This window comes from Pelagimonas sp. KU-00592-HH, from assembly GCF_040369695.1.
In the GTDB taxonomy this organism is placed as follows: Bacteria; Pseudomonadota; Alphaproteobacteria; order Rhodobacterales; family Rhodobacteraceae; genus Shimia.
The window spans coordinates 927,356-945,631 of the sequence record NZ_BAABWM010000002.1 but is presented as its reverse complement, the minus strand read 5'-3'; the positions used below and the strand labels follow the sequence as shown (position 1 = coordinate 945,631).

The 18,276-nt window shown below is 59.9% G+C and carries 18 protein-coding genes and 1 tRNA gene; 9 read left to right on the top strand and 10 right to left on the bottom strand.

What is annotated here, in order from left to right; all coding sequences use genetic code 11:
- Window positions 1–2: 2 nt before the first annotated feature.
- Window positions 3–764, top strand: coding sequence for a sulfotransferase family 2 domain-containing protein (locus ABWV42_RS11740; protein ID WP_353340255.1), 762 nt, complete (start codon window positions 3–5; stop codon window positions 762–764).
- Window positions 765–775: 11 nt separating this feature from the next.
- Window positions 776–1,705, top strand: a complete 930-nt coding sequence (locus tag ABWV42_RS11735; protein ID WP_353340254.1) for a phosphoadenosine phosphosulfate reductase — start codon at window positions 776–778, stop codon at window positions 1,703–1,705.
- Between the two features lie 29 nt (window positions 1,706–1,734).
- Here ABWV42_RS11735 and ABWV42_RS11730 read toward each other — a convergent pair whose 3' ends face one another.
- A complete protein-coding gene (locus ABWV42_RS11730) occupies window positions 1,735–2,754 on the bottom strand; it encodes a LacI family DNA-binding transcriptional regulator (protein ID WP_353340385.1) in 1,020 nt (339 codons plus the stop codon).
- Between the two features lie 299 nt (window positions 2,755–3,053).
- On the opposite strand from ABWV42_RS11730, the gene ABWV42_RS11725 reads away from it, so the two are divergent.
- Both ABWV42_RS11725 and ABWV42_RS11720 read left to right on the top strand, forming a co-directional pair.
- Window positions 3,054–4,949: a calcium-binding protein gene (locus ABWV42_RS11725; protein ID WP_353340253.1), complete on the top strand. Its 1,896-nt coding sequence runs from the start codon at window positions 3,054–3,056 to the stop codon at window positions 4,947–4,949.
- Between the two features lie 119 nt (window positions 4,950–5,068).
- A tRNA-Arg gene (locus ABWV42_RS11720) sits at window positions 5,069–5,145 on the top strand.
- Window positions 5,146–5,294: 149 nt separating this feature from the next.
- Here ABWV42_RS11720 and nqrF read toward each other — a convergent pair.
- From nqrF to ABWV42_RS11690, 6 genes are read right to left on the bottom strand one after another with little or no spacing between them, the layout of a single operon-like run.
- Complete coding sequence (nqrF, locus tag ABWV42_RS11715; RefSeq protein WP_353340252.1) at window positions 5,295–6,518, bottom strand: NADH:ubiquinone reductase (Na(+)-transporting) subunit F; 1,224 nt, start codon at window positions 6,516–6,518, stop codon at window positions 5,295–5,297.
- 13 nt (window positions 6,519–6,531) lie between these two features.
- A complete protein-coding gene (nqrE, locus tag ABWV42_RS11710; protein WP_255104150.1) occupies window positions 6,532–7,140 on the bottom strand; it encodes an NADH:ubiquinone reductase (Na(+)-transporting) subunit E in 609 nt (202 codons plus the stop codon).
- Window positions 7,140–7,793, bottom strand: a complete 654-nt coding sequence (locus ABWV42_RS11705) for an NADH:ubiquinone reductase (Na(+)-transporting) subunit D (protein ID WP_255104148.1) — start codon at window positions 7,791–7,793, stop codon at window positions 7,140–7,142. The genes nqrE and ABWV42_RS11705 overlap by 1 nt, the downstream gene beginning before the upstream one ends.
- Entirely contained in the window at window positions 7,793–8,611 is an 819-nt protein-coding gene (locus ABWV42_RS11700) for a Na(+)-translocating NADH-quinone reductase subunit C (protein WP_353340251.1), read from the bottom strand. The genes ABWV42_RS11705 and ABWV42_RS11700 overlap by 1 nt, the downstream gene beginning before the upstream one ends.
- On the bottom strand, window positions 8,604–9,803 hold the full coding sequence (locus tag ABWV42_RS11695) for an NADH:ubiquinone reductase (Na(+)-transporting) subunit B (RefSeq protein ID WP_255104145.1): 1,200 nt from the start codon (window positions 9,801–9,803) through the stop codon (window positions 8,604–8,606). Before ABWV42_RS11695 ends, ABWV42_RS11700 begins: the two co-directional genes overlap by 8 nt.
- Before the next feature lie 3 nt (window positions 9,804–9,806).
- Window positions 9,807–11,150: a Na(+)-translocating NADH-quinone reductase subunit A gene (locus tag ABWV42_RS11690; protein WP_353340250.1), complete on the bottom strand. Its 1,344-nt coding sequence runs from the start codon at window positions 11,148–11,150 to the stop codon at window positions 9,807–9,809.
- 188 nt (window positions 11,151–11,338) lie between these two features.
- Between ABWV42_RS11690 and ABWV42_RS11685 the strand changes: the two genes are divergently transcribed.
- Together ABWV42_RS11685 and nqrM are read left to right on the top strand one after the other, a co-directional pair.
- On the top strand, window positions 11,339–12,367 hold the full coding sequence (locus ABWV42_RS11685; protein WP_353340249.1) for an FAD:protein FMN transferase: 1,029 nt from the start codon (window positions 11,339–11,341) through the stop codon (window positions 12,365–12,367).
- Window positions 12,368–12,392: 25 nt separating this feature from the next.
- A complete protein-coding gene (gene nqrM, locus ABWV42_RS11680) occupies window positions 12,393–12,629 on the top strand; it encodes a (Na+)-NQR maturation NqrM (RefSeq protein WP_255104142.1) in 237 nt (78 codons plus the stop codon).
- A gap of 5 nt (window positions 12,630–12,634) precedes the next feature.
- On the opposite strand, the gene ABWV42_RS11675 is transcribed toward nqrM, so the two are convergent.
- On the bottom strand, window positions 12,635–12,820 hold the full coding sequence (locus ABWV42_RS11675; RefSeq protein WP_255104141.1) for a hypothetical protein: 186 nt from the start codon (window positions 12,818–12,820) through the stop codon (window positions 12,635–12,637).
- Between the two features lie 74 nt (window positions 12,821–12,894).
- Between ABWV42_RS11675 and ABWV42_RS11670 the strand changes: the two genes are divergently transcribed.
- From ABWV42_RS11670 to ABWV42_RS11660, 3 genes are all read left to right on the top strand, one after another.
- Complete coding sequence (locus ABWV42_RS11670) at window positions 12,895–13,416, top strand: CBS domain-containing protein (RefSeq protein ID WP_255104140.1); 522 nt, start codon at window positions 12,895–12,897, stop codon at window positions 13,414–13,416.
- A gap of 103 nt (window positions 13,417–13,519) precedes the next feature.
- A complete protein-coding gene (locus ABWV42_RS11665; RefSeq protein WP_353340248.1) occupies window positions 13,520–14,686 on the top strand; it encodes an adenylate/guanylate cyclase domain-containing protein in 1,167 nt (388 codons plus the stop codon).
- A 100-nt stretch (window positions 14,687–14,786) separates the two neighbouring features.
- Complete coding sequence (locus ABWV42_RS11660; protein WP_353340247.1) at window positions 14,787–15,920, top strand: amidohydrolase; 1,134 nt, start codon at window positions 14,787–14,789, stop codon at window positions 15,918–15,920.
- A 90-nt stretch (window positions 15,921–16,010) separates the two neighbouring features.
- Here the strand turns inward: ABWV42_RS11660 and argE are convergent, their stop codons facing one another.
- Entirely contained in the window at window positions 16,011–17,159 is a 1,149-nt protein-coding gene (gene argE / locus ABWV42_RS11655; RefSeq protein WP_353340246.1) for an acetylornithine deacetylase, read from the bottom strand.
- 36 nt (window positions 17,160–17,195) lie between these two features.
- Entirely contained in the window at window positions 17,196–18,137 is a 942-nt protein-coding gene (locus ABWV42_RS11650; RefSeq protein WP_353340245.1) for a LysR substrate-binding domain-containing protein, read from the bottom strand.
- Window positions 18,138–18,276: the final 139 nt, after the last annotated feature.

Sequence of the window (18,276 nt, the reverse complement as noted above, 5' to 3'; positions counted from 1 at the left end):
TCATGAGTTTGCGAGACGACATCCTTGCGAACTACCAGCACAAGCGGCACTTTCTTCAGACGGTGAACATCCCGGTTCTGGGCAAGCCGTTCCTCTACATGAAGAACCACAAGTCGGCCTGCACCACGGTGCTGGCGACGCTGATGGCGCAGCTTCTGGAGTTGCAGGGCGAAGGCACCGAAAGCATCGACATGGACAGCGTGCACACGCCGCCAAAGTCACTGTTGCTGACGGGACCGCGGGGTCTCAAGGTCTGGCAGGTGATGGAGGCGTTGCGTGATCCGGAGGTTTTCAGGTTCACCATCGTGCGCGAGCCTACCGCGCGGACGGTCTCGTCCTTTGCAGACAAGATCGTGAAGGGGGACAAGCAGAAAGCCAAGCTGATGCGCTATCTTGGTCGCCCCGACGACAGCGACATCACCCTGTCCGAGTTCCTCGATATCCTCGCGCAGGATGAAGGCGCGCAGGATGTGGATCGCCACTGGCGGCCGCAGCGCAAAGAAATCAGCTGGGACTATATCGATTATGACTTTGTCGGCGATATGGCCGATCTGAACGGGGCGCTGGCGCATATCGTGCGCACCCTGTTTGATGCGGAACGCCCCGAAGTACAGGACACGCGCAAGACGCTTGGACACAAGTCGCACAGTCGTGAATTGCTGGACGGCATGACCGCCGAGGACAAGCGCAATATCGAACGTGCTTTCGGGCCGGACCTTGAGATGTATGAAACCATACGCAAGCGTCTGGACGAGGCGGCCTGAGAGGATTTGCCATGAACGAGACCGTAGCAATCGACGCAAGCCAGGCGGAAACCCAGGCGGACTGGAAAGACAACCTGCGTGAGATCGGGGCCAAGGAAGGCTTCTACGAAGAGCTTGGCGCGCAGCACACCGCCCTGTTCGTAGAGCGCGGCAAGACGTTGATCGTGACGTTTGAAAACCTGGACCATGTTTACGGACGTGCGGCGGACCGGATGCCCTGGGGCTTTGGCTTTGTCGAGCAGCAGGGCTGGTCGATGCTGGGCATGATGGCCAGCGACTGGACCTGGTATCGCGATGATGCGGTGCATGACTTCTTTGACCGGCTGCGCGACGAAGGGTTCTTTGAGAAGTTCGACAAGGTTGTGTTCTATGGCGCGTCGATGGGGGCCTATGCGGCCTCGGTCTTTTCGGCGGCGGCCCCGGGATGCCAGGTGGTGGCGATTTCCCCGCAGGCGACACTCAACCGCGAGATCGCCCCTTGGGAACAACGCTATCGCAAGGCGTGGCGGCGTGACTATACGGGGCGGTATGGGTATGGGCCCGAAATGTCGGGTTCGGCCGAGAAGGTGCACCTGTTTTATGATCCGCGCAATACGATGGATTCGATGCACGCGGCGCTTTTCCAGGGCGACAACGTTGTCAAATACCGGTGCCGTTTCATGGGCCACCGGATCGCATCGCTCTGGATTCAGCTTGGGCTGTTGAAGCCGATCGTCACGGAATGCGTCAGCGGCGAGATGACCACAACCAAGTTCTATCAATGGATGCGGGCGCGGCGCGAGAATTCGCGGTTCCAGAAAGAGATGTTGCAGACCTTGCAGGAGATGCAGCGCCCGAGGCTGTTGATCCGCTACTGCGAGGCGGTTCTGGCACGCCGGCGGGCACCGCATTTCCGCAACGCCATGAAGGCGGCACGGGCCTCTCTCAAGGGAAAAAAGTAAGGCGCCCCATTGGGACGCCTGTTGCCTGATCAGCGGCGCTTGAGGGTGTCGCCGAAGGATATTTTCGGCGTCAGTTCGGTGATCATGTCGGTGTCTTCTCCGTTCACGCGGGCGGCGATGATCTCGGCGGCCTTGGTGCCGATCTCGCGACGGCAGGCATCCATCGTGGCAAGCTGACGGGGCAGACCCTGTAGCAGCTCGACGCCGTTAAAGCCCGCAAGACCGATCTCGCCGGGCACGTCATAGCCTTTTTCCAGCAGGTAAAGCAGGCCGCCGGCGCCGATCATGTCGTTGGAGTAGTAGAGGAAATCGAGTTCCGGATTGCGTTCCAGCATGGCCGCCGTCATCTCGCGACCCTTGGCCAGCGCAGAGCCGCCGGAATAGAACTCTTTCTCCTGGATTTCGACACCGTTCTTGGCAAGGGCCTCGGTGAAACCTTCAAACCGTTTGCGGGCGCGGTGGTCGAGCGGCATCTTGGTGCCGAGGAAACCGATGTTGCGATACCCCGCCTTGAGGATCGCCTGTGCCATTTCACGGCCCGCGCGCCGGTGCGAGATACCGACCATCGTGTCGACCGGCTTGCCATCAACATCCATGATCTCGACCACGGGGATGCCCGAGGCGTTGAGCATGGCGCGGGCGGCTTCGGTATGTTCGAGACCGGCGATGATGACGCCAGAGGGACGCCATGACAGCATCTCGTAGAGGACTTTCTCTTCCTTCTCAGGCAGGTAATCGGAGACGCCGACAACCGGTTGCAACTCGGTGTCTTCCAGAACCTGGCTGATGCCGCCAAGCACCTCGGGGAAGACCATGTTGGAGAGTGACGGGATGATCACCGCAACGAGGTTCACACGCTGGCTCGCCAATGCGCCGGCGATCTTGTTGGGCACGTAGCCCAATTCCTTTGCCGCCCGCAGCACCCGTTCACGGGTGGCGTTCGAAACGTCACCGCGGTTCCGCAGGACGCGGCTGACTGTCATTTCGGAAACTCCGGACGCCTCGGATACGTCGCGTAGGGTCAAAGAGCGTTTTTCGTCGTTGGTCAAAGGGAACATCCTGTTTGCAATGCAAAAATGTTATCGCGAACAGTTGGTGGTGTTCAAGAGTCACGATGGGTCTTGGACCGTTTAACGAGAGGCGCTTTCTGCCAGAGTTCCGCAATATCCGGGGCCGGAAGTTTGGGGATACTGCGCCAAAATCCTTAAAAACTTGATGTGTGGGCCATTCCACGGCATGCTTTCGGGACGAATATTTGAATGACCGCCTTTGCTAACGCGCTGAAAAAGCGAGGGCGTCCGGCCATGAGTGGCCTGATTTTGCGAACAGATACTGTGAGGAATAGAGAATGGCGATTTCGACAAGCCTGGCCCTTGGTTTCAACGATATCGGGCTGGGGAGCGGCCGCGTTTACCGTGTGGGTGACAACGGCGTTATCGTTTCCGGCAATCAGATTGCGGCCTTTGATGATGACGGGCTGGTGTTTTCCGCGGTCGAGTTCGAGCCCGCGCCCGGTGGATTTGGGCGGATCACGCCCTTTCACGTGCATGACAACCAAGATGGCACGATGAATGTCTATTTCCGCCTGACAGGGTCGAGCCTGCCTCTCACGCACAGGGACGTGTATGTCACGCTGAATGCCGAGACAGGCGCCGTCACGGGGCCGCTCACGGACTTGCCCTATGCCGGGGTCGACGGATTGGGGGGCATGGGGCACACGAACAGTTCCGGACAGGCCGACGGGCAGATGTTGCAGCAGGCTGTATCGCTTTCTGATGGCACGATTGCCCTGATTGATACGGCGACGACGTTGAACCAGTTCCTGTTCAAGATCGTGAACCCTGACGGCACGGTGGTGTCGCAAAGTGCCTCGCTTGGCACGATGGTCAGCAGTTATGCGCAGCAACTGTTGTTTGACATGACCGAGGTGGGTGACAAGATCGCTGTTGCCTGGACGAATACGTTCGGAACGGGGGCGCCTGCGCATCTGCGTCTGTTGAACAAGGACGGCAGCTTTGCCTCTGCCCAGATCGACCTTGGCAATGCTACGTCCACCGTGTTTGGCGCGACGCCTGCGGTGCAGGTCGAGACGCTTGAGAACGGGAAATTCGTGATTGTCTGGGTGGAGAGCGACACCACGTCGGGGCCGGATCAGGACCAGTCGTCGGTTTGGTTCTCGATCAGGAATGCGGATGGCAGCGAGGCCGTTGCGGCGACGCTCGTCAATACCGAGATCACCCTGAAGCGGCAGGACACGCCCTTGCTTGTGGCCACCGAGAGCGGCTTTGTTGTGGGGTATTCGGTGCTGGATCTTGCCGGCACGCAGGAAGGGCGGCTCAAGGAATATGACCTGACGGGCGCTTTGCTGGATACCGAGACAGGGGCTTATGCCTGGGGCTCGGATGATATTGTCAGGACGGACAATAACTCGGCCTTCGTTGTCGGCGGCAACGTGACAGAGATTGTCCTGCCAGGCACGGATACGCCGCTTGATCCGCCTGTGGTCAATGATGACGAGTTGCTGACCGGAACTGCTGGTGCGGACACGCTGAATGGCGGGGTGGGTGACGACACGCTTGTCGGGCTGTCGGGCAATGACCGGCTGAATGGTGGCACCGGTGCGGATGACCTGAAAGGCGGTCTTGGCGCTGACAAGCTGTTTGGTGGTGACGGGAGTGACACGATCGACGGCGGCAAGGGGCGCGATACGGTGCAGATGGGCCGTGGCAACGATCTCTATAATGGTCACCCGCAGGGCACCAATGCAGGGCGCGATACGGTCTATGGTGGTGGTGGCAAAGACACCATCGACGGTGGTGGCGGCAACGACGTGTTCTATGGCAACGATGGCCGGGACCACATCTTTGGCGGCACCGGCAACGACAGGCTGTTCGGCGGTGCCCAGGGGGATGTGCTGAACGGCGAGAAGGGCGCGGATACCCTCAACGGTGGCGCTGGCAATGACAAGCTGACGGGGGGCAACGGCAACGACGTCTTTGTTTTCGCGGATGGCTTTGGCCAGGATACGATCTTTGGGTTCAATGCTGCCGACGGAGAGGTGATCGACCTGCGCAATGTCACCCAGATCACCGATTTCACGGATCTCGTGAACAACCATCTGGTTGATGCAGGCGGGTTTGCCCGGATCGTGGACGGCACCGATACCATTCTTCTAAGGGGGGTGTCTTTTGCCGATGTGGGAACTGGGCTGGCCTATTCCGAGGCGGATTTCCTGTTTGTCTGAGACATGAAATGATCCTTGCCCCGAAACGAGGTTTTCGGGTTGCAAGGATCGCGATTGTTGGGCAAGCATGGCCCGACATGACGCACGCCCAGGATGCTTGGGCTGGGTGCATGCAGGCTGGTCCCGTGGCTCAACTGGATAGAGCAGCCCCCTCCTAAGGGGCAGGTTGCAGGTTCGAATCCTGCCGGGATCGCCAAGTTCAATTTTGCAGTGTGGGGAATGGGGGCTGGCCCTGATCGCGTGTCTGGCGATGTCCGGATAGTGCCGTGTCGGCAGGGGCCAGTGATGTCCGGGGGAGGGGGCGCCGGCAAATCCGGTTGGTGGATTTGCCGGGCCGGGTCTTGTTTAGCCGCCGAAGTCGTCGAGCATGATGTCTTCGCGGTCAACGCCGAGATCAAGCAGCATGTTGATCACCGACGAGTTCATGATCGGCGGACCACACATGTAGTATTCGCAGTCTTCCGGCGCGGCGTGGTTCTTGAGGTATTCTTCGTAAAGAACGTTGTGGATGAAGCCGGTATAGCCGCCCCAGTCGTCTTCGGGCAGGGCATCGGACAGCGCCACGTGCCAGGTGAAGTTCGGGAACTCCTTGGCGAGTTCGTCGAAGTCCTCGACAAAGAACATCTCTTTCTTGGAGCGGGCACCGTACCAGAAAGTGATCTTGCGATCGCGGTTCTCGAGGCGCTTGAGTTGGTCGAAGATGTGGCTGCGCATGGGGGCCATGCCGGCACCACCGCCGATGAAGACCATTTCCTTGTCGGTTTCGCGGGCGAAGAATTCGCCGAACGGACCCGAGATGGTTACCTTGTCACCCGGTTTCAGGTTGAAGATGTAGGACGACATCTGACCCGGAGGGATGCCTTGCGAGCCCGGAGGCGGCGAAGCCACACGGACGTTGAGCATGATCAGGCCCTTTTCATCCGGGTAGTTGGCCATCGAGTAGGCACGTTCGATCGGCTCGGACACGGTGGATTGGTACTGCCACAGGTTAAACTTGTCCCAGTCCTCGTGGTATTCCTCGCCGATGTCGAAGTCCTTGTAGCTCAGCGCGTGGGCCGGGGCTTCGATCTGGATGTAACCACCGGCGCGGAAGTTCACGTCTTCGCCTTCGGGCAGTTCCAGAACCAGGTTCTTGATGAAGGTTGCGACGTTGTCGTTGGAGCGCACGGTGCACTGCCATTTCTTGACGCCGAAGACCTCTTCGGGAACTTCGACTTCCATGTCCTGCTTGACGGCCACCTGACAGGACAGGCGGTCGCCACAGGCGGCCTCACGCTTGGTGATGTGGCTTTCCTCGGTCGGCAGGATCGAGCCGCCGCCAGAGTGGATTTTCACACGACACTGCGCACAGGTGCCACCGCCGCCACAGGCGGAGGGCACGAACAGTTTCTGCTCGGCCAGCGTTTGCAACAGCTTGCCACCGGCGGGAACGGAGATCGTCTTTTCACCGTTGATTGTGATGTTGACGTTGCCCGTAGACACCAACTTGGAGCGCGCGGCCAGAATGACCGCGACAAGCGCGAGAACGATCAGGGTAAAGAGGATGATGCCAAGACCAAAAGTTTCCATCGTTGCAGCCCCCTTACAGTTTCACGCCGGAGAAGGACATGAAGGCCATCGCCATCAGACCTGCGGTGATGAAGGTGATCCCTAGGCCCTGAAGGCCGTCGGGAATGTCGGAATACTTCAGCTTTTCACGCACACCTGCCATGGCGGTAATCGCCAGCGCCCAGCCGAAGCCGGAAGAGACGCCGTAGGTGACCGACTCGGCAAAGTCATAGCCACGTTCCACCATGAAGAGCGAACCACCGAGGATCGCGCAGTTCACGGTGATCAGCGGCAGGAACACGCCCAGTGCGTTGTAGAGCGGCGGGAAGTACTTATCGAGTACCATCTCGAGGATCTGAACCAGCGCGGCGATCACGCCGATATAGGAGATCAGGCCAAGGAAGGTGAGGTCGACTTCGGGGAACCCGGCCCAGGCCAGCGCACCGGGCGCCAGCAGGTAGGTCAGGATCAGGTTGTTGGCGGGAACGGTGATCGACTGAACGATCATCACCGAGATGCCAAGGCCAATCGCGGTCGAGATCTTCTTGGAGACGGCGATGAAGGTACACATGCCGAGGAAGAACGAGAGTGCGAGGTTTTCAACGAAGATCGCCTTAACGGCGAGGGAGATGAGCGCTTCCATCAGTGTGCCTCAACCGTCTGGATTTTGTATTCGCGTTCTTCCACCTGGTCCTTCTTCCAGGTGCGGAAGCCCCAGATGATCAGACCGATGATGAAGAAGGCCGAAGGCGGCAGCAGCAGCAGGCCGTTGGGCACGTACCAGCCACCGTTGTTGACCGTTTCAAGGATCGTGACGCCAAACAGGCTGCCGGAGCCGAAGAGTTCGCGGATCACACCGACCAGCATCAGGATCAGGCCATAGCCCAGGCCGTTGCCGATCCCGTCGATGAAGCTGTCGATCGGCGGGTTCTTCATGGCGAAGGCTTCGGCGCGGCCCATCACGATACAGTTGGTGATGATCAGGCCGACGAAGACCGAGAGGGTCTTGGAGATTTCGAAGGCGAAAGCCTTGAGCATCTGGTCGACGAGGATCACGAGCGAGGCGATGATCACCATCTGCACGATGATCCGGATCGATCCGGGGATCTGGTTGCGGATCATCGAGATGAACATCGACGAGAAGGCCGTCACCAAGGTCACGGCGATGGCCATCACGAAGGCAACCTGCAGCGAGGATGTCACCGCAAGGGCCGAACAGATGCCCAGCACCTGAAGGGTAATCGGGTTGTTGTCGACCAGCGGGTCGATCAGCATTTCTCTGCGTTTATGGGCCATTATACGTCCCCCGCTTTGAGTTTTTCGAGGAAGGGCTTGTAGCCGGCTTCACCCATCCAGAAGTTCACCAGGTTATGCACGCCAGCCGTGGTCAGCGTCGCGCCAGCCAGTGCGTCTACGTGGTATTCGGCGCCTGCGGCAGGCACAGCTTTGGTGACGCTGATTTGCAGCTCACCGCTTTCGTCTGCCAGTTTCTTGCCGTTCCAGAGGGCTTTCCAGCGCGGGTTGTCGACTTCGGCACCAAGACCGGGGGTCTCGGCGTGTTCGTAGAACTGAAGGCCGAAGATGTCGTTGCCGTTTTCTTCCAGCGCGATGAAGCCATAGAGCGTGGACCACAGACCATAGCCATGCAGCGGCAGGATCACCTTGTCGATTGCGCCTGCGTCGTCGCGCAGGAGGTAGACGGTGACGAACTTTCCCTGGCGACCGATGCCTGCCGGATCGTCGGTCAGGGCGACCGAGGTTTCCGGATCATCTGCTGCGGCGCGGTCATTGAAGCTGGCCGGGTCGAAACGGTCACTGAACGAACCGGTGGCCAGTTCGAGGACCTTCGGTTCGAAGGCGGCAAAGGCTTCGACGACGTTCTGATCGGGGTCGTAGATGCCTGCGACCTGCAGAATGTTGATCTGCTTGTCTTTCAGCGCGTTGATGGCCTGTGTCGGGCGCAGCGCCACGGCGGCGGCGGACACGATCATCGACGCGACGAGGCAGACTGCCACCGCGATGAAGATTGTCTTGGAGACCGAATCCGGCGGCTGTGCGAGGAAACGGCGGATGAAGCCCTGTGGCGGGTTTTGGGTTTTGTTTTCGTCAGCCATTGCGTTTTGCCCTGCGTTTGATGTTGGCTTGAACGACGAAGTAGTCGATCAGTGGCGCAAAGACGTTACCGAAGAGAATTGCGAGCATCATGCCTTCGGGGAAGGCCGGGTTGATCACGCGGATCATGACCACCATGAAGCCGATCAGCGCGCCATAGATGTAGCGGCCCATATTGGTGTGCGCGCCGGAAACCGGCTCGGTCACCATGAAGACCAGGCCAAAGGCGTAGCCACCAATGACAAGGTGCCAGTACCAGGGCATTGCGAACATCGGGTTGGTGTCGGAACCGATCCAGTTCAGGAGCAGCGAGAAACCGATCATGCCCGCCAGACAGCCGACAACCATGCGGTAGTTGGCGATCTTGGTGGCCAGAAGGAAGATCAGGCCGAGGATACAGGCAAGGGTCGAGGTTTCGCCCATCGACCCCGGAATGAAGCCATAGAAGCTGTCCCACCAGGTCATGCCGCGTGCGGCGAGTTCCTGGAAGCCGTCCGAGGCGGATACGGCCAGTGCGGTTGCACCGGTAAAGCCGTCAACGGGGACCCAGACGCTATCGCCCGAAAGCTGTGCAGGATATGCGAAGTAGAGGAACGCACGTCCGGTCAGCGCCGGGTTGAGGAAGTTCTTGCCGGTGCCGCCAAAGACTTCTTTGCCGATCACCACACCGAAGATGATGCCAAGTGCCACCTGCCAGAGCGGTGTCGTGGCGGGCACGATCAGCGCATAAAGCATGGAGGACACAAGGAAGCCTTCGTTGACTTCGTGTTTGCGCACGGTGGCGAAGATCACCTCGAAGATACCGCCAGCCACCAGCGTCACGATGTAGATCGGCAGGAAGTAGAGCAAGCCGTGCATCATGTTGGCAAAGGGGTTGGCCGGATTGAAGCCGATGCCCAGCATGTCAACGATGGCAGCCCGCCAGCCCGACGCGCCGAATTCGGCAATCGCGAGGTTGGTCTGGTATCCGGTGTTGTAAAGCGCCATCAGGATACAGGGGATCGTCGCGATCACCACGTAGGTCATGATGCGCTTCATATCCACGTAGGAGCGCGCGTGCGGCGCAACCGTGGTCACCGTTTTCGGGGTATAAAGGAAGCTTTCCACCATCTCGTAGATGGGGAAGTATTTTTCGTACTTGCCGCCTTTTTCAAAGTGCGGCTCGATCCGATCGAAGAAACTACGCAGGCCCACGGTTTACCCCTCTTTCTCGATCTTGGTCAGGCAGTCGCGGAGGGCGAGCCCGTATTCATACTTGGCCGGGCAAGCAAACCCGATAAGCCCGAGGTCTTCCTCGTCCAGTTCCAGCGCGCCCAGAAGCTGGGCCTGATCGGTGTCCATGACCAGAAGGGCACGCACCAGCTGGGTTGGCAGGAAATCCTGCGGCATCAGGGCTTCGAAGGTGCCAAGCGGCACCATCGCGCGGCGACCACCGTTCAGGTTGCTGGTCAGCGGGAATTTGCGGTTCGACAGGGCCGAGCCCAGAACCGGCTGAACCGCGTATTTCGCGAACATCGGACGAATCCAGCCCATCGGGATCTGTTTGCGGTCTTCCTCGATCAGCGTGATCTGGCGGGCATAGCGGCCGAGATAGCCGCTTTCGCCTTCGCCTGCGCGGCCGCTGAGGACCGAACCCGAGATCACGCGCACCGGCAGATCCTGCGGCAGGTCGTTCTGTGCCACATCCGCCATCGACGCACCTGCGATCGTGCGCACGAGGCGCGGGTCGGCGCAAACCGGGCCACCAATCGAAATGATGCGCGAGGCATCATAGGTGCCGGTCAGCAGAAGGCGGCCGATCATGACCACGTCCTGATAACCGATGGTCCAGACCGGCGTGTCTGCCGCGAGCGGTTCAAGGAAGTGGATGTGCGTGCCTGCAAGGCCAGCGGGGTGCGGGCCGGAGAAGGCGGCTGCCTCGATTTCGGGCAGATCGGCGCCGGGAATGGTCGCACCGTCAGCCTGACAGAGGTAGGTCTTGCCATCCGACAGGAGAGACACGGCCGCGAGACCCTTGGCAAAGGCCTCGGCATCTTCGGCAAGGATCACTGCCGGATCACCTGCCAATGGCTCGGTGTCCATCGCGGTGACGAAGATCGCCTTGGCGCGTGTGGCCGGGTCGGGCACCTTTGAATAGGGCCGGGTGCGGAACGAGGTCCACAGACCCGCAGCACACAGGCGCTCGGCCAGGCCATCCGCGGTGGTGGCATCGCCGATCGACGAAAAGTCCACGGGCTGGGCCGCGGTCTCGTCGACTTCGATCTCGATGCTCACCAGCTTGCGGCGTGCGCCACGGTTGATGGCCTTGACCCGTCCGGAAACGGGCGAGACGATCTGCACCTGGGGCAAGCTCTTGTCGATAAGCACGGCGGTGCCGGCTCCGACAACATCGCCCTCAGCAACAAGAACACGGGGTTTCAAACCGATATAGTCGTCGCCTAGGATGCCACAGGTTTGCACCTTTGGGCCGACTTCGATTTCGGATCTGGGGGCACCCTGAATGGGAACATCCAAACCTTTTCTTAGCGGGAAACGCTTCAACGTACTTCACCTCTGCCGAAAATTTATTGGCTTATGCGACAAGCAGGCGTTGGGTGAAAGTGGAAATTCCGCAATAGGTACATTTTACCGCGTTCAGCCTTTTAGCTGTTGAACTGCTGGGCAAACTCGGTGAAAAGCTGTCCCGATAATCCGCATTGGCCGCGTCGACCCACAAAGGGAGTGCTTTCTTGTCCGATCTCACCACGTTGTCCCGCCGTTCTTTCATCCTGATGTCCGTGGCGCTTGCCGCGTGTAAACCCGGTGAAAACATTCTGAAAATCACGGGTTTGACGATGGGAACCACATATAATGTGGTGGCTGTCGACAAATCGGGTTCCGTGACCGAAGCGGAAGCAAAAAAGCGAATCGATGCTGCCTTGGCGCTTGTGAACCAGCAGATGTCGAATTGGGACCCGACCTCCGAGATTTCGCGGTTTAACGCAAAAACCGGAACCGAATCGGTTTCGGTCTCTTCTGATCTGGCCACGGTGATGCAGGCCGCAGAATCGGTGAACGTTGCCAGCGAAGGCCGTTTCGACACCACCATGGGCGCTCTGATCGACCTGTGGGGCTTTGGCGCCAACGGCGAAACCCGGATGCCGGAAGCCGCAGAGATCGCGGAAGCCAAGGCACGCTCCGGCCATGCTGCGACGCTGAAGGTGGGCGCATCCAGCCTTCAGAAGAAACAGGGCGACGCACAGGTTTACCTGTCGGCCATTGGTAAAGGCTTTGGTGCCGACCAGGTTGGCCGCGCACTCGAGACGCTTGGCGTGACCGACTACATGGTCGAGATCGGTGGCGACCTCTATGCATCCGGCAAGAATGCAGATGGCCTGCCGTGGCAGATCGGTATCGAAAAGCCGGCGGCCCTTTCGGGTGGCGTCATGGGCGTCATCGGTGTTTCGGGTCTTGGCCTTGCCTCGTCCGGTGACTACCGCAACTACTTTGAAAAAGATGGTCAGCGTTATTCGCACCTGATTGATCCGGCGACCGGTCGTCCGATCACTCACAAGACCGCCTCGGCCACCGTTCTGGCGGAAAACGCCATGCTGGCGGACGCCTGGGCTACTGCGATGCTGATCCTGGGCCGTGAGCGTGGTCTGGAGATCGCCGAAGAGCAGAACCTCGCGGTATTGTTCGTTGAACGTGATGAAGATGCAGCTGATCTTCAGTTCAAATCGGTTGCCAGCGGCCGTTTCAACGCGCTGACAAGCTAAGGGCTACATCAAGGGACAGGGCGATATGACCACGTTTCTCTTTGCATTCGGATTGTTGCTTCTCATCATGCTGGGCATGGCCCTTGGCGTGATCCTGATGAACAAATCGATCAAGGGAAGCTGTGGTGGCCTGAATGCAATCAGCGGCGCAGACAAATGCGTTGTGTGCAGCAAGGATATCGACCCTGACAGCCCCCTGCGCGAGCGTCTGCAATGCCCGCGCGCGAAGAAGATGATGGACCAGATGCAGAGCGAGGCGTAACGCGCCTAGCTCACCGTGGACAGCGGAACAAATCCAAGCACCAGAAGGGCGATGGCCGTAAACAGGCCATAGAGCCAAAGCTGCCAGCGCGGCCCTTCGGTTTTCCACACCCGGCGATACTGGTAGCCGGACAGGCAGGCCAACACGAACAGCACCGTTGCGACAAGGGGGGGCAGGGTTATCCCGGTCACGCCAATCTCCACTTTACCTGAGTGGGGGTTATGCGGCAGGCTGAAAGAAATGACAATCGTGAAGGAATAGCCGTATGCCAGCATCTTACCAGGCACCGAAGCGCCAAGACCAAGCCAAGCAAAGCAGCCAGAGCCAGAGCGCCTCGTCCAACACCCAGTCCGGGATGGCGACTGTGGCGGCCATTCTGGCGGGAAAGGGCAACGCGGTGTTCACGATCAATCCTGACGAAACGCTGCATCAGGCGGTTGAACTGCTGCGCGACAAGGGGATTGGTGCCGTGCTGGCCACGGATGCGAGTGGGGCCTTGTGTGGCCTGCTGTCGGAACGTGACATCGTGCGCAAGCTGGCGGATACGCCTGGCCAGACCTTGCCGCAGCTTGTCAAGGACGTGATGACCCGGGAAGTCGAGACCTGTAGCCCTGACGAGGCGCTGATCTCGGTCTTGCAACGAATGACTGCCGGCCGTTTCCGCCACATGCCGGTGACGGATGACGGCAAACTGGTTGGCATGGTCACGATTGGCGACGTCGTCAATTTCCGGCTGACCGAACTGGAGCACGAAGCCCTTCAGTTGAAACAGTTGATCGTCGGCTGATTTCGCGGTTCTTGCGATGACGCAAACCGGCTATTGTTCTTGAACGGGAAGCCGCGACCAAATGGGCGCGGCTTCTGTGGTTTCGGGCGCAGAGGTGTGCAAGATGCAAACGATAGACGCGTTGAATGGTTGGCTGATCTCGGACGGGCGGCTGCTTGGCGATGAAATCCAGATTGTTTCGACCTATTGCGAGAGCCTCCAGCGCATGGGCATTCCCCTGTCGCGGGTGCGGATCGGGCAACGCTATTCCAACCCGCTGATCAGTGCGTGGGGGATCATCTGGGCACCCGAGGGCACGCAGACCTATACGGTTGACGCCGGAATTCTGGATACGCAGGCTTGGAGGGGAAGCCCGTTCGAGCATGTCGTCGCAACGCGTTCCAGCCTGCGAAAGCGATTGATGGATATGGATTTGTCCGATGCCCACAGCGTTTACGTCGAGTTGGCGGAAAATGGGGTGACGGATTTCCTTGCCATGCCGCTGGAGTACGGCGATGGCGCGGTGCAGGGTACCAGTTTTTCTACAACAGGCCCTGACGGTTTCACGGACGCGCAGGTGGCGATGATCGAAGACACGCGGCACGCGCTGGCCTCTGCGCTTGAGCCGATTGCCATGCGCAAGTCGCAGGTCAGCCTGTTGCAGACCTACCTTGGGGACGGTCCGGCGCGGGAGATCGGGCAGGGACATATCCGGCGTGGCGAGCACAAGACGGTGTCCGCGGCGATACTGTTTGCGGATTTGCGGGGCTTTACGGCCAAGTCGGAAACCTGGACGGAAGCGCGACTGCTTGAAGTGATGGGCGACTATTTCGAGATGGTTGTTGGCCCTGTGCAGGATGCAGGCGGCGATGTCCTGAAGTTCATGGGCGATGGTGTGCTGGCTGTTTTCGAGGAAAAAACAGGGGCTGCACAGGCCTGCGAAGCGGCGGTTTCGGCCGCGTCGCGGTCAATGGGCAACTTGCAGGAGTATAACGCGGCCCGCCGCCGTGACGGGGGCGAAGAGATCGCCTTTGTGATTGGCGTGGACTTTGGCGAGGTGACATTTGGCAACATCGGAAGCTCGGGCCGGCTGGATTTCACGGTTGTCGGCCCGGCGGTGAATGTCGCGGCGCGGGTTCAGGGGCTTTGCAAGGAGAAAGACGAGACCTGCCTGTTGACGGCGGATGTTGCCCGCCATGTCTCGGCGCAGGTCGAGGCGCTTGGGGACCATGCGATCCGCGGTCTCGACCACGAGATCGGAATTTTCCGATTGCCTTTTCCCGACGGCTAGGTCTCCTCTTTCCGTCGGGGCCGGATGTCAGAGACATCGGTCTGCTTTGGGCAACGGAATATCGGAAGAGGTTGGGATGGTCGCGCTTTCCAAAGATCAGATGTCGGCGTTGATCGCGCTGCGCCATGAGTTGCATCGACATCCGGAGGTTTCGGGAGAGGAGGCCTGGACCGCCGAGCGTATCGCACAGGAGCTTGAGGCGCTGGGGGCGGATCGTATCTGGCGGGGTCTGGGGGGCCATGGCGTCGCGGCCGAGTTTGCCGGGCGGGAGGATGGCCCGACGGTTTTGCTACGGTGCGAACTTGACGGGTTGCCGATCCGTGAGATCAGTGACCTGCCCTATGTGTCCGAGATCGAGGGCAAGGGGCATCTGTGTGGGCATGACGGGCACATGGTGTCGATCCTTGGCGTGGCGATGCATCTTGCCAAGCGGCCAGCGAAAGGGCGCGTTGTCCTGTTGTTCCAGCCGGCCGAAGAAACCGGGGCCGGGGCCAAGGCGGTGATCGAAGATCCGCGCTGGCCGGAAATCCGGCCGGATTATGCCTTTGCCTATCACAACGTGCCCGGGCGTCCGCTGGGCGAGGTCGGGCTACGAACCGGGGCAGGGAATTGTGCCTCTCGGGGAATGCAGATCCTGTTCGAAGGCCGCAGCTCTCATGCGGCCGCGCCCGAGGATGGGCTGTCTCCGGCTCCGGCGATGGCGTCGCTGATGGCACGTCTGCCTGCCCTGAGCCAAGGCGTGATCGGGGAGGAGGATTTTGCGCTTGCGACGCTGACCCATGCCGCTTTGGGAGAGCCGACGTTTGGCATTGCGCCCGCGGATGGAGAGCTGCGGGTCACGCTGCGCACCATGTCGAACGCGCGGATGGATACGGTTATTGCCGATGCGCTGGCCGAGGTCGAACGGGTGCGTGGCGACCTGCGGGTCGCGGTTCACTGGCATGATGTGTTCCGCTCCGTGGTCAACGACACCCGAGCCACCGAGATTGCCCGCACCGCGGCCAGGTCTTTTGGGCTTGCGACGCTTGAGATGGACGTACCGATGCGTTGGTCAGAGGACTTTGGTCGGTTCGGCGATGACGGAGCCCTTGCGGCAATGGTCTATGTCGGGTCGGGAGAAGGGCAGCCGCAGTTGCACAATCCGGACTATGATTTTCCTGATGACCTGTTGCCGGAGGTGATCGGTTTGTTCCGGAGAATCGTTGATGACCTTCTGGGAACGTCGGCTGAATAAACTCCCTTCATCCGCTGAAAGAATGGCTGCGAATCCCCGTGGATCCGGGCGTGGGCATCACGTTGTTGGTGGACCGTTTTTTCTGTAGCGTCAGAAACTCACGTCTCGCAGGATGCGATCCATCATGTCGTCGCAGGCCTGTAGCTGTGACAGGGCCAGGTATTCGTCGGGCTTGTGCCCCTGACCCGCCATCGAGCCCGGGCCGCAGACAACGGTGGGAATGCCTAGTTCGCTAAAGAAGCCGGCCTCTGTGCCGAAGGCCACCTTGGTGGTTTCATTGGTTTGGGCCAGTTTCTGCGCGAGGCCGATCACGCAGTCTGTGTCGGGCACATCAAGACCGGGGTAGGCGTTGTATTGTTCGATCTCGATCCGCGCACCGTCCCATTGGCTGCGGTAGGCGGCCGCTGCGCGCTCGCCTGCCTCTTCGATGGCACGCAGAATGGCCGGGGCGGGATCGGCGGCGAGAAACCGGTATTCGAAGGTGATCGTGGCCTGATCCGGTACGATGTTGAGGGCGGTGCCGCCGTTCAAAACGCCAGCGTGGATGGTGGTGTAGGGCAAGGAATAGGCCGGATCTCGGTGCCCGTTGGTGGCGTAGTGCCGTTGCAGATCGCGCAGTTCGACAATGAAGTCAGCGGCAAGGTGCAGGGCGTTGACGAAGGTCGGGGCAAGCGCCGAATGACCGCTTTGGCCAAAGCAGGTGGCGCGCAGGGCGGCCTTGCCCTTGTGGCCCACCGCGACCTGCATCTCGGTGGGTTCGCCAACGAAACAGGCGCGCGGCTGGCCGACCAGAGGGGCAACACGGTCCAGCATTTCCTGAATGCCGACACAGCCGATTTCCTCGTCGTAGGACAGGACAAGTTTCAGGGGCTCGCGCAGGTTGGCCTTGGCGGCGCGTTCTGCGACCGACAGCATGGAGGCGACATAGCCTTTCATGTCGGTGGTGCCACGACCATAAAGACGATCCTGTTCGCGGGTGAGGCAGTAGGGATCGCGGGTCCAGTCCTGACCGTCGACGGGCACCACATCGGTATGGGCGGAGAGCATGACACCGTCCCCGGCGGGGCCGAGCTCCGCATAGAGGCCGGTTTTCTCGCCATTGGGGCTTGGGATGCGGGTGACGGCAAACCCGCAGTTTTTCAGGAGATCTTCGGCATAGGCGGCCAGTTCGAGATTGGAAATGCGGCTGACGGTGTCGAAGCTGATGAGGCGGTCGAGAATTTCGAGAGTGCGTGACATGGGGGATCAGTTGAAAGTGAAAAGGGGGGATGTCCTCTAACCGGTCAGGCCGGGAATGATCTCGCTGGCAAGGAGATCGGGGCCGATCATCTCGCGGCAGTGATCGGCGAAGGCTTGCAGGGTGTTGGTCGGGGTTTCATTCCGTGGGCGCAGCAAGCCGATCAGCATCGGGCGCGCGTCAGCGGGCAGCGGAATGAAGCGCAGAACCTTGCCGTCCGGCGACAGGTTGTTGAGCGGCAGTACGTTGGCAATGGAAAAGCCAAAGCCATTGGCCACGAGACTGCGCATGATCGACATGTCCTTGGTCCGTTCGGTCACGTTTGGCTTGAAACCGGACTCGTGGAAGAATGACATGAAGTATTCACTGCTGTGCGGCAGATCGAGCAGGACCATGGGTTCGCCGCGCAGCGCATCAATGGTGATTTCCTTGAACTTGGCTAGCGGGTGATCTTCGGCCACCGCGATATAGGGCGGCAACGAGACCAGCGGGCTGAAATCGAGATCAGGGGGAATGTCGAGGTCATAGGTCAGGGCAACATCGAGTTCCCCTTTGCGCAGCTGGCTGAAGATGTCGGCCTGATTGAGTTCGCGCTGTTCGATGCGTGCGGTAGGGTGGGCATCTTCGAACTTACGCCGCAGGGATGGCAGGACGATCTGGGCAAAGGTCACAAGGCACCCGACCGAGAGGGTGCCCTGGATGTTTCCGGTGATCTCTCCGGCAAGATCGGAAAGGTTCTCGGCGTCTTTCAGGATCACTTCGGTGCGTTGCAGAAAGCGTTCGCCGCCCTTTGTCAGCGTCAGCCCCTTGGCATGTTCGCGCACGAACAGGGGCAGGGCGAACTCGGCTTCCAGCTGGGCAATCGACGCCGAGATTGTCGGCGACGATACGTTCAGTTTTTCGCTTGCCGCCGCGATGCTGCCCGTCTTTCCCACGGCCACGAAGTATTCGAGTTGGCGAAGTGTGAATCTGAAGGGCATTGCGCTGTCTCCCGGTGAAGTGGTCCGCTCAGGACTTGTACTTTATCCAAGTTGTCTTGAGAGCGGTGTATTTTTCGAGAGAATGCAAGGAGAGATCGCGACCAAAGCCCGATATCTCTTTGCCACCAAAGAGGGCGGA

Coding starts and splice junctions, on each gene's coding strand:
- ABWV42_RS11660 (WP_353340247.1), top strand. CDS start 14,787: ATGTCGGCGTTGATCGCGCTGCGCCATGAGTTGCATCGACATCCGGAG.
- ABWV42_RS11725 (WP_353340253.1), top strand. CDS start 3,054: ATGGCGATTTCGACAAGCCTGGCCCTTGGTTTCAACGATATCGGGCTG.
- ABWV42_RS11700 (WP_353340251.1), bottom strand. CDS start 8,611: ATGGCTGACGAAAACAAAACCCAAAACCCGCCACAGGGCTTCATCCGC.
- nqrM (WP_255104142.1), top strand. CDS start 12,393: ATGACCACGTTTCTCTTTGCATTCGGATTGTTGCTTCTCATCATGCTG.
- ABWV42_RS11650 (WP_353340245.1), bottom strand. CDS start 18,137: ATGCCCTTCAGATTCACACTTCGCCAACTCGAATACTTCGTGGCCGTG.
- ABWV42_RS11665 (WP_353340248.1), top strand. CDS start 13,520: ATGCAAACGATAGACGCGTTGAATGGTTGGCTGATCTCGGACGGGCGG.
- ABWV42_RS11670 (WP_255104140.1), top strand. CDS start 12,895: ATGCCAGCATCTTACCAGGCACCGAAGCGCCAAGACCAAGCCAAGCAA.
- ABWV42_RS11705 (WP_255104148.1), bottom strand. CDS start 7,793: ATGGCCCATAAACGCAGAGAAATGCTGATCGACCCGCTGGTCGACAAC.
- nqrE (WP_255104150.1), bottom strand. CDS start 7,140: ATGGAAGCGCTCATCTCCCTCGCCGTTAAGGCGATCTTCGTTGAAAAC.
- ABWV42_RS11740 (WP_353340255.1), top strand. CDS start 3: ATGAGTTTGCGAGACGACATCCTTGCGAACTACCAGCACAAGCGGCAC.
- argE (WP_353340246.1), bottom strand. CDS start 17,159: ATGTCACGCACTCTCGAAATTCTCGACCGCCTCATCAGCTTCGACACC.
- ABWV42_RS11735 (WP_353340254.1), top strand. CDS start 776: ATGAACGAGACCGTAGCAATCGACGCAAGCCAGGCGGAAACCCAGGCG.
- nqrF (WP_353340252.1), bottom strand. CDS start 6,518: ATGGAAACTTTTGGTCTTGGCATCATCCTCTTTACCCTGATCGTTCTC.